Here is a 14,404-nt window from a genome sequence, read left to right on the forward strand (position 1 = left end):
CCCCGGCACCTAGTAGTCGAGCGTCATGTAGTCCAGGTCGTCGCCGTCGCTGTCGCTGCCGGTTGCCGCGTTGTACGCCTGCTCGATCGCGCCGCCCGCGGACGACTGGGCGCGGCGGCTCACCGTGTCCAGGTCTTCGGGCGGCAGCCAGTTCGCCGACCGGACCCGCGCCGCGTACGCCAGCGTGTCCACCTGGTCGTCGTGCGCGGCGGTCGGGAACGCGGCCAGCTCGTCACACCACACGTCCAGCCAGTCCGCATTGGCGGGGAACCACACCCGGTGCTGGCGGATGCGGGTCGTCGCCGGCAGCGCGCGTGTGATCTTGTCGGTGTCGGCGACGAGCGGCTGCACCGGGATGCCCGACGCGGTGGCGTCGATCACCATCGTCGCCGTGCCGAACGCCGACTCCACGAACACAGTGTCGGCGGCCCACCGCTGGTACAGCGGCCGCACCAGGTCCCAGTGCTCGGCCTCCTCGATGCGGGCCCGGGCCCGGTCCAGGAGGATCAGGTCCCCGTCCGGGGAGATCGCCCACACCGCTGCGACGGTGAAGTCCGCGGACGTGCGGGTGCTCGCGGCCAAGTCCACGGTGAGGAACCGCCAGCAGTCGTCCAGCGGCATCGCGCGGCCGTCCAGGTCGACGCGGCGGCCACCGGCGATCCCGTGCCGTCCCAGGTCGGCCGGCAGCGGATGCCAGTACCGGAAATCAGCCCTCCGGAACAGATTGCCTTCGGCGGCGCTGGGCGACTGCTGATAGATGCTGTTGAACACGTACGCCGAGCGGCGCTCCTTCAACCCGCGGAAGTAGCCGGGCTTGCGGCGTTGCACCGACACGAGCTCCTCGCCCGGGCGCCGCCCGAGCGGGTCGCCCACCCCGGCGATCGCCGGGACGGACACCACCCGCCACTGCTTCGGCTCCCGCGCCTGCAGACGGCCCGCCAGGTCATCTTCATGCCAGCGCGTCATCATCAGCACGACCTTGCCGCGGGACGACAGGCGGGTGCTGCCGTTGGACTCCCACCAGTCCCACGCGGTGTTGCGGTACGTCGCCGATTCGGCTTCAGCGCGGCCACGCACCGGGTCGTCGATGATCAGCACGTCGACGGGTTCGCCGGTGATACCGCCGTCGATACCGACCGCGAACAGGCGGCCGCCCTGCTCGGTCTCCCACCGGCTTCCCGTCTGCGAGTCCTTGCGCAGCTTGATGCCCAGCTCCGGGTGGGCGCGCACGTCGCGGAGGATCTCCTTGCCCCAGCGCACCGCCTTGTCGGCCGAGTACGACACGATCGCGATCCGCAGCGTCGGATCGTGCGCCAGCAGCCACGCCGGAGTACGACGTGAAACCTTCTCACTTTTGCCCTCCTGCGGCGGGCAGAAGATCATCAGGTTGCGGTCGTCGGAGCCGTCGAACAGGGTGACCAGCTCCCGGTCGAACAGGTCGAGCAGCTTCGTCTGCCGGTGCATCGGGTCGATGGCGCTGGCCATCGCGCCGGGGCTGGCCCACCGGCGCTGCTTCGGCACGAACTGGCGGGCGGCGATCCTCCACGGCGACTCGGGCACGGTCATCGTCACGGCGCCCCCCGGGGATTGTCATGCGACGCGCAGCAGCCAGCCCCACGCACCGGCCTGGATGGTGATCGTTCCGGCGCCCGCGTTGCGGGCGAACTGCGGGACGACGATGCCGCCGGTGGCACCCACCTCGAACGACCCGTACATTCGCCACGGCGTCACCGCGTTGGCGGCCACCACGAAGCCAGGCGTGTTGAAAGCACCGAACGCCGTCGTACATCCCGAGTGCCAGGTGTCGGCGCCGACACCGACGTTCAGGTGCAGGTTGCACACCACGCCGGACGGTCCGGCGGACGGACCGGCCAGTCCGGCGGCGATGTAGCAGCCCGTCGCCGACGAGCTGTAGGTGCCGCTGAACTCGTACACGTAGGTGGCGCCTGCGGCCACGGGCAGGCCGAGGCCGGTCATGTCGGCGAGCGTCGTCGTCGTGTTCGTCACCGCGGCGGCCACCCGGCCGGTGACGATGTCCAGGACGCGCAGCGCGGCGCCGCCCGCCGTCCGGGCCGCCGGGCCGGACACCAGCGCACCCAGCGCGGTGGCTCCGGCGTCCGGTGTGCCCACCGCGCCGGTCTCGGCGAGCAGCGCCGGGTTCAGCAGCTGCGTCATCCGATCGCCCACGCGTAGCCGTACGAGCCGACCTGCAAGGTGACGGCGGACGAGGCGACCTCGCTGCGCATGCGCAGCTGCAGCGTGCCGGACGCGGAGACGTGGACGATGCCCCACACCTCCCACGGCATGCGGGTCGCCGCCGAGCTCGCCGTGCCGAGCACCGCGGTGTTGTACGCGACGACGGTGCCGAGCATCGGGATCGCGTTGGTGTGCGCCACGACCACGTTGCACATCAGGCCGTCCGCGCCGAGGGCGGGCCCGTTGACGGCCAGCCCGAGACCGGTCGTGGCCGCCGCGCTGGTGTACTGGCCTGCGAAGCGGAACAGGTACTTCCGCCCCGCCTGCAGGGGCAGGCCGAGGCCGGTGGCGTCGCTGAGCGCCGTCGCCGACGAGGCGACCGTGGCCGTCAGCCGCACCGGGGCGGGCCCGGCCGCCAGGAGCCGCTCCACGCCGCCGGAGTCCTCGGTGTAGAGCAGGTCCCCGGGACGGGCCGACAGCGCCGTGTAACCCGCGGGCGGCGTGGGAGGGCTGGACTGCTGCGCCAGCTGCAGCGCGGTCAGGTGCCTGGTCATCAGCCCTGCACAACAGCCCGGTACTGGCCGCTGGTGGGCGGGGCCGCGAAGTTCAACCGGACCGTGTTCGTGTCGGGGCGGGACACGTCACACAGCACGGTCTCCCGGCCGCCGGAGTTGGTGAACACCTCCACGCTCACGTCGTAGGTGCCCAGGTTGTGGGCCACGTCGATCTGCGTGGCCACGCCGTCGCCGACGTTCGCGGCGACGTGCCGCGACACCACGCCGGTGTCGACGGCCACGGCGTCGCCGGTCACGCTGATGCCCGTTCCGCCACCCACGGCCAGCACACCGGTCGTGTACGTCAGCCCGGCTCCGGCGGTGGAGCTGGCCAGCGCGACATCGTTGGCGTTGACGGTGATGCCGCTGCCCGCGCCGACCGCGAGAGCGGATCCGGCGCCGCCGGTGAGACCGGCGCCGGCGGCCGCCGCAGCGATCCGGACCGCGTCGGCGGAAAACTCCAGGCCCGCCCCGATGTTCACGTTGAACGTCCCGGCCGGGGACTCGGTCAGGCCGTCCCCGGCGGTGTACGACGTGCCGCCGCTGCCGCCGAGCTGCGACCAGGTCAGGGCGTCAATGCCGACCGTCGCCGTGTCGGCCGTCTGGATGTAGACCCGGTCGCCGTTGACGGAGCCGGAGGTGACGGTGACCGCCACCCCCTTGCCGTCGCCTCCGGCGGGCAGGTCCGTGGCCCGGGCGGGGGCGCCCGTGGCGGCCACCACGTAGATGCCGTTCTCGGCCGCGGCGCCCTGGTCCTTGACCAGGATGCGGTCACCGGCGGTGAGGGTGACGCCGTCGATGACGTCGCCGGCCTCGTACCCGGTGGCCAGGTCGCCGCTGGTGGTGGTGGCCACCCGCACGGCCTGCTTCCACGTCAGGCCGCGGGCGACCTGGTCGACGTACGCCTTCGTGGCCGCGTCGGTGCTCGCGCTGGGGTCGGCCACCGCGGTGATGCGCTGGTTGCCCAGGTCGAGGCCGTTGAGAACGTTGAGAGCCATGCTGCCCCTTTATCCGATGACGGCTTTGCCGGAGAACGGCGCCGCGAAGGTGATCACGGTGGTGTTCAGGTCGGGATGCTCGACGTCGCTGACGACCTGGCGGCCGTCGTCGCCGACGATGCTCACGTGCACGGGGCGGCCGCGATCGTGGACGATCGTCCACGTCGCGGCCGGGATCCCGGCCCGGTCGTAGATGTAGATGTCGCCGCCCGCCGGCCCCGGCGGCCCCGGCGGCCCCGGCGGTCCGGGCGGTCCGGGCGGTCCGGCCGGTGGGGAGACGCGGACGGTGCTCGGCCCGGGCGGCGGGCTGATCTGCAGGACCCGGACGCCGCCCTGCCCGGGCGGCGTGACGGGAATGACCCGGATGGCGATCACCGGGTGACCTCCGCGTCGAGATCGACGGGGCCCGCCAGCAGCCGCGACACCTGGCCGGGATCGTCAGGGTCGTACAACTCCAGGTCCCACACGCCGCCCCGGTCAAGACCGGTGGTGGTCGTCGCCGGGATCCGCAACGTGATGGTGCCCGCAGCGTGGTCGACGCTGAGCAGCTGCGCCAGGTCGAGGATGACGGCCGGAGCGAGCGGCGCCGCACGGATCTGCGCCCGCACCTTCCACGTCGCGGGGATCGGCCACGGCTGCTCGTCGTCGCCGACGATCTCGTAGCGCTCCTCGAAGGTGGCGCCCTGCTCGATCGTCAGGCGATGGAAGCCGGCCACGATTCTCCCTCTGTCAGCTGGCGTAGACGGTGCCGGGCTTCAGCACCGGCTCTTCCGGGGCGGCGATGATGAGCACCCACACCTGGTGCAGCAGCCCCTTCGTCAGGGGCAGGTCGGTGCCGGCACCGACGAGGACGGCGGCCTTGTTCACGCCGCTCTCGACGATCCACTCGGCTTTCACCCAGTCGCTGGGGCCGGGGTCCTGGCCGACCGGCAGCAGCGCGACCCAGACCGGGAAGCTGGGCAGGTCCGGGGAGCCGCCGACGCCCGTTTTCAGGAACTCCTTGGAGATCGCCGGAATGTCGATCGACGGGCCCACCACGCTCTCCCCTCGATCAGATGGTCGGCGCAGACGCTGACCAGGTGCGGTGCAGCGGTAGAGCGACCGCGTGCCGGTCCTTGACCTCGACCACGGTGAGCGAGTCGACAGCGGACGCGCTCTCCCCGACGACGGGGAACAGCACCTCGCTGACGGTCAGCGTGTCGGCGGCGGTGCCCGTCTCCCCCAGCGGCACCGCGGCGGCCACGCCGAGCGCCTCGGCGGCGGCCGCCGTTTCCGCGACCCCGGCCGCGGCCCCGTCCACCTTCAGCGTGTCGGCACCGGCCGCGGTGTCGTTGAGGAGCGTCGGCTGGCCGTTGAACACCGAGTCGGCAGCCGTCCCGGTCTCGGCGAGCTTCACCGTGGCGGCCACGTTGAGCGTCTGTGCGGCGGCGCCGGTGTCGGTGAGGACGACCAGGCGGCCGGAGGTCAGCGCGTCCGCGGCCGACGCGGGCTGCGTCAGGGTCACAGCGGCCGTCGCCGACAAGGTGTCCGACGCCGTACCGGTGTCGGTGAGGGCGATCGTCGTCATCATTGCCGGGTCCGTGTCGGCGGTCGCGCCGACGCCGCCGGAGAGGGTCTGTCCCTGCCCTGAGTCGTCGGTCGTGCTGGGCCCCGCGAACCGGTAGTACGCCCGCAGGTTGCCGCTACGGACCGGCGCGAACTGCGTGGCTTCGGCCTCCAGCTGTGCCTGTGTCAGGGCGGCGGTCCAGATTTTCAGCCCGGCGATCGACCCAATCCAGCCGCCCATTCGGGAGGTGCCGATGAACAGTTCGACCATGTTCACGGGGCCAGTGCCGCTGCCCCACGTCGCCGTGGAGAAGCTGCCGCCTGCGGCCTTGGAGACTCTGCGGCCTGAGCTGCCGTTGATCGACACGCCGACGAAGTACCAGGTGTCGGTGCTTATGGTGAGGGACCCGATCGGACCGGTTGCCTCGTCGGTAGCGACGAGCAGCGCCCCGCCGCCGAATGCTCCTGACAGCTGCACGTAGTCGTTGTCCTGGTCGTCCTGCTCGATGCGCCAGACCCCGAGAAGCGAAACAGGCGCTTCGGCCTTGACCCAGCAGCAGACGGTGAAGGCTGACTGCGTACCCCAGTTGATCGTGCGGCTGTAGTACTCGCCGCTGTTGTCGAACCTGACCGCCACGGTGGTCGCCTCCTACCGTCGGGGCTGGTGGCCAGGCCAAGCTGAGACCGTCAGGAGAACGTGATCATCGCGGTCGCGGCCCACGTCTGCCCGTTGGCCTTGCTGCCCTGCGCGATGCCCGACTTGCGGTTCAGCAGCAGCGCCCCGACCGTGTTACCGGCCGCCGCCACACCCGAGGTGACGTCGATGCCGAACTCGTTCCAGGCGAAGTTGCCGTCCGCCGGGTTGAACGTCGCCGAGAACGTCAGCGTCCGGGTGCCGAGCGCGCCCGCGCCGCCGACCGGCTGAAACCAGCGGTTCGCCGACCCAGCGGCCGCCGCCAGGTCCGCATCCGTGTACGCCTCCGCGGTGACGCCGTTGCCGACGCCGATGCGCACATGGGTGGCGTCGAGCGCCTGCGCGGCACCCTGCGCGGTGACCAGGCTCATAATCCTGGTCCAGCCCGCGTTCGTGACCAGGTTGCCCAGCACTTCGGTCGTCCGGTACGAGTCGACGCCCAGCCGGGTGAAGTCGTCGAGGGCCGGCGCGTGCAGCCCGGTGCGGCGCTGCACCCACGCGGTCTGGTCAGCGTCCCAACGCTGCACCGTCCACCGTGTGGTGGCCCGGCCGGTGTCGACGGCGGTGGTGACGGTCATGGCACCCTCCAAGCAGGTCAAGAGGCGGGAAGCAGGTCAGAGGGCGAGCGCGGGCAGCAGGTCAGCGAGGAGCCAGCAGGCCAGGCCGACCGCCAGGAGGCGGAAGCTACCGACGCCGAACGCGACCAGGAGGAAGCACAGCAGGGCGGCGACGAAGAGGATCACGGCGAGCGGCGACACGGCGGGGCTCCTCATGCGACGCGGTAGGCGTTGTTCAGGCGCGCCCGCAGCTCGTCCCGGGCCTCGGGGGTGGCGGGGACGTCGTCGCCGCGGTGGATGCACCCCTCGATCGTGGCCAGGTCCTCGAAGTCGTACACCGTGCGGCCCTGGAAGGTGCCGAGCTTGCGGGCCTTGTAGCGGACGGCCCAGGAGCGGATCGTGCCGGGCCGTCGCCGCAGCCGGGAGGCGGCTGTGGCGACGATCACCGGGTCACGCTCGCCGTCGACGCTGGGGGGCACGTTCACCCCCAGATATGCAAATGGCCCCCGACCGGTCTGGGCGAGGGCACACGTGTTTCCGCTGGCAGGAAGTGTTGCACACCGCCCGCCTGTAGATCAACACGGGTCGGCGCCGCCCCGCCAGGACGCACGAACACGCAGGTCACAGCAATAGGCGGGCGCGGTCCTTGGGGCTGGCCCACTGCTGCTCGTTGCTCATCCTGCTGTTCTTCTCTGGTCGGCGGCGGCCTGCGCGAGCGCCGCCGAAAGTCCGTCTGCCTCGGCTGCGTCCATGTCGATCTCGCCGCCGCCCCAGTCCAGGCGGATCCCGCCCGAGCCGTTCAGGCGGACCTTGAAGCGCCCCTCCACAGCGGGCTCCTGAGGGTTGAACGGGCCGGCCTGGACCGGGTGCTGGGCGGGGTTGTACGGGCCGGGGTGGATGTCGAGCATGTCCCCGTCGCCCTCCGCGACCTCCTCGTTGCCGCGGCGGAAGCGCAGGGTGAGCCGCTCCCCCGCCATGACCTGGTCGCCCACCCACTTCTCGATGGCCAGGACGGCGATCACGTCGCCGGTGTCGTAGGTGGCCAGGACGATGAAGCCGTGCCCATACTCGGCGGCGGCCTCCATCCAGTCGTCGATGGCCTGGTCACGCCACTCGTCCTGGTCGAGGGCTGCGACGGTGATGTCCCGGAGGGCGACGTGCAGGGGGACCGGGCCGAGCGTCGCAGCAGGACGTCCGCGGCGAGTGATGGTGACGGTCCTGCCCTGCTGGGCCCACTCAACGAGGTCACCGAGCCTCTTCCGGCTCTCCTCGACACCCATCTCTCTGAAGGTCATACACAAACCTTAAGGTCCTTAAGGTTCCTCGTCAAGCTGGGCAAACAGGTCTGGAGCTCCGAATTAAAGGACCCGCTCGCAAGCGACGAGGGCGACCACGACGTACCGGTAACGTTCGTTCGGCTCACAGCCAGCGCGGTAGCTCTCAGCCTCCTCCTTGGTAGGAAGCACGTCGCTTTCGGGAAACGGCAGAACGGCCCCCGTCCCGTCATCCATGACAACGGTGTAACCGACCCGCGCGGGCACCGGACCCTGCCACTGCGGCCTCATATTCTGCGGCGCTCGCACATCGTCGGCGCTCACACGCAGATTGGCGCTCACGTGCAGCTGTCGACCCCGGAGCCCAACGCCAAGGCGATCAGGCCGCAGGGCGGGACAGTCCTCGGCCACGTGGTAGCGGCCGCCGGTGAGTTCCGCTTCGATGGCTGTGCGAAGCCACGTCGGTACCTTGTTCATGGCCATAGCATTCCGCCTCTCGATCTCCACTGCTGCTGCAGCGTTTCGTCCATGGCCTGCATGTCCATGACGTACACCGTCCCGTCCGGCACGATGGGGCTGGCGACCACCGTGATGATGCCCGCCATCCCCTGCTCCTCCACCAGGCGGCGGAACTTCTCGGCCTCGGCTACCGAGCAGGCGATGGTCTGCGTCGCGTCGCGTCGCGCCTGTCCCCAAGGACTGAGATCGTCCACATACTCCCGGAGAAGCGCGTTCAGGTCATCCACGGCCGCCACTCCTCTCGGTAGTCACGGTGGCCGGGATACGACAGGGCCAGCAGGCGCACGGTGAGACATGGCGCACCTGACCAGCCGTTCGTGCCTGCCTCGTCGTACACGCAGTAGTGCTGATCGTCCCCGTGCATGTCCAGGATTCGCCGCTTGGCCGCGACCTCGCGGAGCACGCGGTCCGGATCGTGGCGGGCGATGTGGCGGGCCACGTCCTCGTCGTCCGACGCCTGCGGGTCGACATGCGAGATTACGCCGTCTTCCAACGCGTCCTCGATGAACCAGCGCGGCCCCGGCCAGCCCCGAGCACCGTACGGCGTCGGCTTGGCGTGCCATACTCCGGCTTCCTCGCACCACGTCGCCGCTCGCGCCATCTGCTCGTCGTCGTCGAGGCGCGCGCGGAGGAACTCGATCAGGTCGTCCACGGCCGCCGCCCCTCGCTGTGGCCCGCTGCCGACTGCGCTCGGGCACGCCTGGCGCGGTCGGCACGCCGCGCGTCGAGCTCCTCGATCAGATCATCGAACACTGTTCGATGAGGTGTGTCGGCTCCGACCTTCCGCCGTCCCGCACGGACAGCGGCGATGCGTTCCCGGGAGCCGGTGTCGATCGCACGCCACCGCCACACCGGCCCGGCCACCGAGATCACGTCGAACGCGTGCAGAACCTCCCACACGCCCTGGGCGAGGCCGCGGGCCTCCCTCCCCACCCGGGAGGCGCTGAAGCCGCTCACCGCGCCGCCGCCAGCTGCGCGTCCCGGCACGGCCCGCACACCGGGATGCTCACCCGGCCGACCGTGGCCGACACCCGCTCAATCTCGTCGACGGCGTCGTGCTCGCAGATGCCCATGCGGTCGCGGTGGGTGGCGCCGCACAGGCAGTGGCAGGCCGGCGGGCCCGGTTCGATCTCGCCGCGCTGGGTGGCCTCGATGTACGCCCGCCCCTCCGGGCTGTTGGCCCAGTCGATGAGCTGCTGCCAGCCGGGCGACTCGGCGAACGCCCGGGCGGTGCGGGCTATCTGCTCGACGACCGGCTGCAGGGCTTCAGCGAACGTCTGCATGCCCGCAGTGATCCGCTCGGCGAACGCGCGAGCCGCTTCAGGGCTGGGCCGGGCGGCGTCGACGATCGACGCGAGCCCGGGCAGCAGGTCGGGCTGCTGCCGCTCGTCGGCGGCCCACACCGCGGCGTCGTCGCTGACGCCATCCCAGGTGATGACGTCGTCGATCGCGGCCAGCGTGTCGTCAGGGGCGGGCACGGCGACGGGTCTCCTCGTCGGCGAGTGCCACCAGCGCGGTGGCGGCGAGAGACAGTTCAGTGAGCTTGTCGGCGGGCAGTTTCGCGACCGCGGCCCGGGCGGCGTCGAGGTTGCCCTGGTATACCCAGCCCATGACCTCCTGGATGGCGCGGGTCTGGGCGGCCCGGATGTCGGCGGCCTTGATGCGCTCGAACGCGGCGTCAAAGCTCTCCCTCCACTCGTCTCCGGTCACCGGCCCGCCTCCAGTCGGTAGGTGTGTCCGCCGTCGGCGGCGATGATGCTCAGCTTCGGGTGGCCGGTGAGGACCTCGGCGCGGAGTGCGGCGGTGACCACGGCTTCCCCGCCCAGCAGGTAAGTGAGGCAGGCCAGACCGGCGTTCGCTTCGCGGAGCTCGTCCTGCAGGCGGGCGATGCGCGGGTCCGGGGCGGCGAAGCCTGGGATGGGGCGCGGGGTGCTGGTCATGCTGCGCTCCAGATCCAGACCAGGACGGCGATCGCGACGATGATGACGAGGCCGTGCATGACCATCTTCGCCACGAGGGTGCGGCGCAGCTCGCGCAGCACCTGGCTGCGGGCCGCCGACGCGTCGGGCATGGACGTCACCGGGCCCCCCGCGAGACAGGGACGGCCGGTGGGACCGGATGACTCCGGACGTCTCCGGACGCTGTGGGACCGGACCGGAGTCTCACGGAGAACTCCGGTCGCACCTGTACGGGGCCGGTCATGACGTGTGCGCCTCCTGTTCCGACTGCTCGAAAAGCTCTCGATCGTGCTCGCTCTGCGACATCAGCTTCTCGCACGTCCCGCACTTGTAGTAGCCGTCGTCCTGCAGCCACAGACGAGCGACCTCCTTGCAGCGGGGGCAGCGGATCGGCGACCGGCGGGCGGCCGGGTCGCTCTTCGTCAGCGCGCGGAGCCGGTGCTGCCACGCCAGCACGCTGCGACCGAAGTCAACGGACCAGGGGTCCTCCAAGATCAGGTCGAGCTCGTCGAGGAGGAACGCGATCGACGCCCTGCGGGCCGAGCCGCCGCGGGTGCGCTGCGGCCGGGCCTGGTAGCCGCGGGCTCGCCGCCACGGATCCTCCACCGCGATGAGGTCGCCGTACAGCTGGTCCAGGAGGTCGGTGACGGGCGACGGTGATCCGGCGTGCGTCTTGGCGGTGACGCCGGTCCGGCCGTACCGGGCGCCCGCGTCCCGGTGCCCATCCACTTCGGCCTGAGCCTGGGAGGCGAGGTCGTCCAGCTCTCTGAGGGCGGCGTGGATGCGCTGCGCGCAGCCCGGGTGCCAGACGGGGTCACCGAGGTAGAGGCGGACGTCGGGCGGCGCCGGCGGGACGGGCTTGGCCGGGTAGCGCAGGGGGAAGCGCCAGGCGGCGCGGGCCTCCTCGTAGGCGATGACCGCCTGGTCGTAGAAGTCGACGGCGTCCCGGTACGGCTGGTTGCAGCGACCCGGGCACATGCGCTTGTCGTACGGCAATGTCAGGACCTTCCTCGGGGTCGCAGATGTCGGTGGCACGCTGCTACGGGCCGGGCGGACTCCAGCCGAAGTGGTCGGCGGTGTTGCGGAGAATCCGCATGAGCTGGTCGCTGATGCCGAACCGTTCGCGTTGGATCTCCAAGCTGTGGGCGAGGTCGCCGTCGTCGTGGCGTTCGGTTGCGGCTTTCCAGTCGGCGAGCATCTCGATCAGGTCAACCAGGGTCATGCCGTTGATGCCCTGCGCGCCGAAGTGCTCGGGGTGGTGACGATTGTGCGCGTAGTGGTGTGTCAGCCCCTCTCCCATGGCGGCGAGGAACCTCTTGTACTCGTCGGAGCCGTAGGTGGAGCCCTTCAGCTTCGGCGTGAACTCGTTGAAGATGTCCACCTCGGGCGGCTCGGTCTTCGACAGGTCATGTCGGGTGGATCGGTCGACGAGCTCCTTGATCGGCTGCCCCATGAGGGCGCCGACGCGGAGGGCATGCTTCAAGGTGTCGGCGGTGCTGTCGTAGGTGCTCACGTCGTCTCCCCGTCGAGGACTCGGATGGTGGAGCAGGGCCAGTCGACGGGCAGGCCGTGTTGCTCATCGGCGCAGTGCGAGCAGCATTTCCGCACGTACCTCACGCTCTCGGTTTCGCCCTGCTCTCGGTGTGGGCCCCGGGCGAACTCGACGTCGGCGGGCTGGTGCAGCGCCCGGACGCGGGCGATAGCGGCTTCGGCCTGCTCGGCGTCGGCGTGGGCGGAGCGGTACAGCCCGTAGTTCACGCGGGCGATGCAACGCAGCTGCTCCAGCTCGGCGCTGGGAACGAGCGTGTGGTCGGTGGCGCGCGGGGCACCGGGGATGACGCGGATGACGTGGCGGCCGGCCTCGTCGACGGCGTGCCACTCGATGTCGTCGGCCTGGCCCGGAGCGGGGAGCTGGCCGGAGCTCAACGCGTCCAGGACGTCCGCCGGCGGATCCACCGGCTCGATCCGGGGGGCCGTGGACCGCTGGCCTCTCCACATCACCGGTTCCTCCTTCGGTAGGCGCTCTTCACGCGGCGGGCGTCTTCGTGGGCCCTGCCGAGGAGCAGCTGGTGGTCACTCCAGGACAGGGCGGCCCGGTTCGCGGCCGCCGCGGTGTAGGCGGCGCCGACCGGGCGGCGCGGCAGGTCGTCGAGGATCATGACGTCGTCGTCGACGATGAGCGTGAGGTCGTCTTCGGTGAGGTAGCGGAAGGGCCGCCAGCCGCGCCCCGAGACCGCGGGGACGTCACCCACGGCCGCCGCCCGCCGGGTCGGCCCGGAACGACAGGCGGTCCATCGGCCAGCCCGGCGCCGCCCGCATCCGCTCCTCGTCGATGTCGATGACGCCGAGCTCCAGCAGATGCAGCAGCGCCTCCCTCAGCTGGCTGTTGACCATGTCCCTCGGGCTGGGGTCGGGTCCGAGCAGGGGGCCGTCGGGTCCGACCATCCACCGGTCCGCGGCAGCGATGGCGAGGCCGAGCAGCTCGTTGAACGGCGAGTCCGGGGCATCGTTCACGGCGATGCGCGGGAACGGCTCGTGCATGCGGGTGGGCAGTGGCGGCTTCGTCTGGGCCATGCGGGTCTCCTCTGTCGGTTGAACGTCCGTTTCTGCGGCGGCTCGTTTCAGGGCAGGTCCATCGCGGTGTACGGCGACGTCCCGCACTGCACGCACACGGCCACCCCGCCCACGACCTGCAGCCCTTCGCCGGTGAGCCAGTACACGGTGGACGCCAGCAGCGTCTCCCCGCACGCCGGGCACGGGACGTCGCGGTAGTCGCCCAGCTTCATCACCAGGCTCTCGGCGCCGCCCTCCTGGCCGCCGCCGCCGCCGTCGCTGTCGTCGTCGTTGTCGGCTGGTTGCTGCTCCGCCGCTTCGAGGATGTCCGCGGGCAGCCACTCCAGGTACCCGGCCGGCTCGGTGTCGGCGTGACGCAGCAGCTGCCGGGTCAGGCGCACCGCCGCCGCCTCCAGGCCGACGGCTTCACCGCACCAGCGGGCCGCCTCGTCCTGCACGCGGGCGCACGCCGCCTCGGCGTGCTCGGCGCGGGTGCGCAGCATGCTGATCTGCGCTTGCTGCTCCAGCAGCTGCCGGGACAGGACGGTGACGTCGACGTGCCCGGTGACGGGCGGCCGGGTGATCGCCTCAGCCAGCGCTCGCCGCGCCTTCTCATCGTCGGGGGGCAGCGCCGCTGTCGCTTCGGCCGCCGCGAGGATCCGCCACAGGTCTTCGGCGTCGACGCGCAGCATCCGCCCGCCGGTGAGCCCCTCCCCCGGGTGGGCGATCTCCACGACGACGCCCGGCTGCCGCAGCGCGGACCGCAGCAGCCGCAGTTCCACCCCGCCGGGCGCCGGCTGGTAGATCAGCGTGTACGGGCGCGCGGGAATCTCACCCATCGTCCTCACCTCCAGTCACCGCCGCGATCTCCCGCGGCACGATCTGTCCGAGCCATGTCGGCCACTGCGCGCGCACCGTTGCGACCGCTGCGGCCGCGAACCGGCGCACCTCCTCGTCGGAGTCCTCGTTGATCTCCCGCTCCGCGAGGTCCACCACCAGTTCGGTCACCGAGTCGAGCAGCGCGTCCGCGGTGCGGCGGATCACCTCCGCCAGCAGCAGCCCCTGCTCCTCGTTGATTCGGGCCCGCTGCTCCACCGCCTCCGCGCCGTGCGCGGTGAGCGTCGAAGCCGAATCGCCGAACAGGGCGCGACGATGCCGCATCGTCACGTCCATGAGCCGGATCACGGTCCCGGCGGACAGGTCGGCCGCGTTGAGCGACGGCAACCGCTGGGCGACCTTCCCCAGGCCCGCGCCGAGGATTCTCGCGTCCGCTTCGGCGGCTTTGCGCCGCTCCTCGACCCACGTCACCTGGTACAGGCGGTCCATGTGGCTGTCGTAGGCGTCGACCCGCTCGCGCCATCTGAACGCCACCGCGACGTCCCGCACGTACCGGTCGTTCTTGGTCAGAATCTCAGCGGTCTTGCGGAGGGTGCGTCCCCGGCCGAGATCGCGGTAGGTGCAGAACTGGCTGTAGCGGGGCAGCGACTCGTCTGGTTGCCGTTCCCAGGGGTCGACTTTGGGGTCCAGTTTGAGCGGCCTGAGCTTGCTCATGGCGC

Annotated in this window: 26 protein-coding genes; all 26 read right to left on the reverse strand. The window is 71.2% G+C overall.

Translation table 11 applies throughout. From position 1 onward, the window contains the following. Positions 1–9: 9 nt before the first annotated feature. Positions 10–1,566 (reverse strand): phage terminase large subunit, encoded by a 1,557-nt coding sequence (gene terL, locus ABD832_RS30445; protein ID WP_344902204.1) that lies wholly within the window; start codon positions 1,564–1,566, stop codon positions 10–12. Positions 1,567–1,590: 24 nt separating this feature from the next. Then, the gene (locus ABD832_RS30450) at positions 1,591–2,175 is read right to left on the reverse strand and encodes a hypothetical protein (protein WP_344901953.1); all 585 of its coding nucleotides are present in this window, start codon (positions 2,173–2,175) and stop codon (positions 1,591–1,593) included. Next, a complete protein-coding gene (locus tag ABD832_RS30455; RefSeq protein ID WP_344901956.1) occupies positions 2,172–2,750 on the reverse strand; it encodes a hypothetical protein in 579 nt (192 codons plus the stop codon). The genes ABD832_RS30450 and ABD832_RS30455 overlap by 4 nt, the downstream gene beginning before the upstream one ends. Then, positions 2,750–3,748, reverse strand: a complete 999-nt coding sequence (locus ABD832_RS30460; RefSeq protein ID WP_344901959.1) for a hypothetical protein — start codon at positions 3,746–3,748, stop codon at positions 2,750–2,752. The genes ABD832_RS30455 and ABD832_RS30460 overlap by 1 nt, the downstream gene beginning before the upstream one ends. Positions 3,749–3,757: 9 nt before the next feature. Then, the gene (locus tag ABD832_RS30465; protein ID WP_344901963.1) at positions 3,758–4,123 is read right to left on the reverse strand and encodes a hypothetical protein; all 366 of its coding nucleotides are present in this window, start codon (positions 4,121–4,123) and stop codon (positions 3,758–3,760) included. After that, on the reverse strand, positions 4,120–4,464 hold the full coding sequence (locus tag ABD832_RS30470) for a hypothetical protein (protein WP_344901966.1): 345 nt from the start codon (positions 4,462–4,464) through the stop codon (positions 4,120–4,122). Before ABD832_RS30470 ends, ABD832_RS30465 begins: the two co-directional genes overlap by 4 nt. 13 nt (positions 4,465–4,477) lie before the next feature. Beyond that, positions 4,478–4,783, reverse strand: coding sequence for a hypothetical protein (locus tag ABD832_RS30475; RefSeq protein WP_344901969.1), 306 nt, complete (start codon positions 4,781–4,783; stop codon positions 4,478–4,480). 16 nt (positions 4,784–4,799) lie between these two features. Further along, complete coding sequence (locus tag ABD832_RS30480; protein ID WP_344901972.1) at positions 4,800–5,930, reverse strand: hypothetical protein; 1,131 nt, start codon at positions 5,928–5,930, stop codon at positions 4,800–4,802. A gap of 50 nt (positions 5,931–5,980) precedes the next feature. After that, positions 5,981–6,565, reverse strand: a complete 585-nt coding sequence (locus tag ABD832_RS30485) for a hypothetical protein (protein WP_344901975.1) — start codon at positions 6,563–6,565, stop codon at positions 5,981–5,983. Positions 6,566–6,601: 36 nt separating this feature from the next. Further along, positions 6,602–6,745 carry a hypothetical protein gene (locus ABD832_RS30490; RefSeq protein ID WP_344901978.1) on the reverse strand — a complete coding sequence of 48 codons (144 nt, stop codon included), beginning with the start codon at positions 6,743–6,745 and terminating at the stop codon, positions 6,602–6,604. An 11-nt stretch (positions 6,746–6,756) separates the two neighbouring features. Beyond that, a complete protein-coding gene (locus ABD832_RS30495) occupies positions 6,757–7,029 on the reverse strand; it encodes a hypothetical protein (protein ID WP_344901981.1) in 273 nt (90 codons plus the stop codon). Positions 7,030–7,218: 189 nt separating this feature from the next. After that, a complete protein-coding gene (locus ABD832_RS30500) occupies positions 7,219–7,839 on the reverse strand; it encodes a type II toxin-antitoxin system Phd/YefM family antitoxin (RefSeq protein WP_344901983.1) in 621 nt (206 codons plus the stop codon). Positions 7,840–8,291: 452 nt separating this feature from the next. Continuing rightward, the gene (locus ABD832_RS30505; protein ID WP_344901986.1) at positions 8,292–8,564 is read right to left on the reverse strand and encodes a hypothetical protein; all 273 of its coding nucleotides are present in this window, start codon (positions 8,562–8,564) and stop codon (positions 8,292–8,294) included. Next, positions 8,552–8,989, reverse strand: coding sequence for a DUF6221 family protein (locus tag ABD832_RS30510; RefSeq protein ID WP_344901988.1), 438 nt, complete (start codon positions 8,987–8,989; stop codon positions 8,552–8,554). The genes ABD832_RS30505 and ABD832_RS30510 overlap by 13 nt, the downstream gene beginning before the upstream one ends. Beyond that, positions 8,977–9,294, reverse strand: coding sequence for a hypothetical protein (locus ABD832_RS30515; protein WP_344901991.1), 318 nt, complete (start codon positions 9,292–9,294; stop codon positions 8,977–8,979). The genes ABD832_RS30510 and ABD832_RS30515 overlap by 13 nt, the downstream gene beginning before the upstream one ends. Next, positions 9,291–9,815, reverse strand: coding sequence for a hypothetical protein (locus ABD832_RS30520; protein ID WP_344901994.1), 525 nt, complete (start codon positions 9,813–9,815; stop codon positions 9,291–9,293). Before ABD832_RS30520 ends, ABD832_RS30515 begins: the two co-directional genes overlap by 4 nt. Beyond that, positions 9,802–10,047 carry a hypothetical protein gene (locus ABD832_RS30525; protein WP_344901997.1) on the reverse strand — a complete coding sequence of 82 codons (246 nt, stop codon included), beginning with the start codon at positions 10,045–10,047 and terminating at the stop codon, positions 9,802–9,804. Before ABD832_RS30525 ends, ABD832_RS30520 begins: the two co-directional genes overlap by 14 nt. Then, positions 10,044–10,277 carry a hypothetical protein gene (locus ABD832_RS30530; RefSeq protein WP_344901999.1) on the reverse strand — a complete coding sequence of 78 codons (234 nt, stop codon included), beginning with the start codon at positions 10,275–10,277 and terminating at the stop codon, positions 10,044–10,046. The genes ABD832_RS30525 and ABD832_RS30530 overlap by 4 nt, the downstream gene beginning before the upstream one ends. Continuing rightward, entirely contained in the window at positions 10,274–10,408 is a 135-nt protein-coding gene (locus tag ABD832_RS30535; protein ID WP_344902002.1) for a hypothetical protein, read from the reverse strand. Before ABD832_RS30535 ends, ABD832_RS30530 begins: the two co-directional genes overlap by 4 nt. A 127-nt stretch (positions 10,409–10,535) precedes the next feature. Beyond that, positions 10,536–11,291 (reverse strand): hypothetical protein, encoded by a 756-nt coding sequence (locus tag ABD832_RS30540; protein WP_344902005.1) that lies wholly within the window; start codon positions 11,289–11,291, stop codon positions 10,536–10,538. A gap of 43 nt (positions 11,292–11,334) precedes the next feature. Beyond that, positions 11,335–11,808: a DUF5662 family protein gene (locus ABD832_RS30545; protein ID WP_344902008.1), complete on the reverse strand. Its 474-nt coding sequence runs from the start codon at positions 11,806–11,808 to the stop codon at positions 11,335–11,337. Then, entirely contained in the window at positions 11,805–12,296 is a 492-nt protein-coding gene (locus ABD832_RS30550) for a hypothetical protein (protein WP_344902011.1), read from the reverse strand. Before ABD832_RS30550 ends, ABD832_RS30545 begins: the two co-directional genes overlap by 4 nt. Then, positions 12,293–12,547 carry a hypothetical protein gene (locus ABD832_RS30555; protein WP_344902013.1) on the reverse strand — a complete coding sequence of 85 codons (255 nt, stop codon included), beginning with the start codon at positions 12,545–12,547 and terminating at the stop codon, positions 12,293–12,295. The genes ABD832_RS30550 and ABD832_RS30555 overlap by 4 nt, the downstream gene beginning before the upstream one ends. Beyond that, entirely contained in the window at positions 12,540–12,869 is a 330-nt protein-coding gene (locus ABD832_RS30560) for a hypothetical protein (protein WP_344902016.1), read from the reverse strand. The genes ABD832_RS30555 and ABD832_RS30560 overlap by 8 nt, the downstream gene beginning before the upstream one ends. Positions 12,870–12,916: 47 nt before the next feature. Next, entirely contained in the window at positions 12,917–13,687 is a 771-nt protein-coding gene (locus ABD832_RS30565) for a hypothetical protein (RefSeq protein WP_344902019.1), read from the reverse strand. Continuing rightward, positions 13,680–14,399 (reverse strand): hypothetical protein, encoded by a 720-nt coding sequence (locus ABD832_RS30570; protein ID WP_344902022.1) that lies wholly within the window; start codon positions 14,397–14,399, stop codon positions 13,680–13,682. The genes ABD832_RS30565 and ABD832_RS30570 overlap by 8 nt, the downstream gene beginning before the upstream one ends. Positions 14,400–14,404 lie beyond the last annotated feature (5 nt).

This window comes from Streptosporangium longisporum (assembly GCF_039534895.1).
GTDB classification, from domain to species: domain Bacteria; phylum Actinomycetota; class Actinomycetes; order Streptosporangiales; family Streptosporangiaceae; genus Streptosporangium; species Streptosporangium longisporum.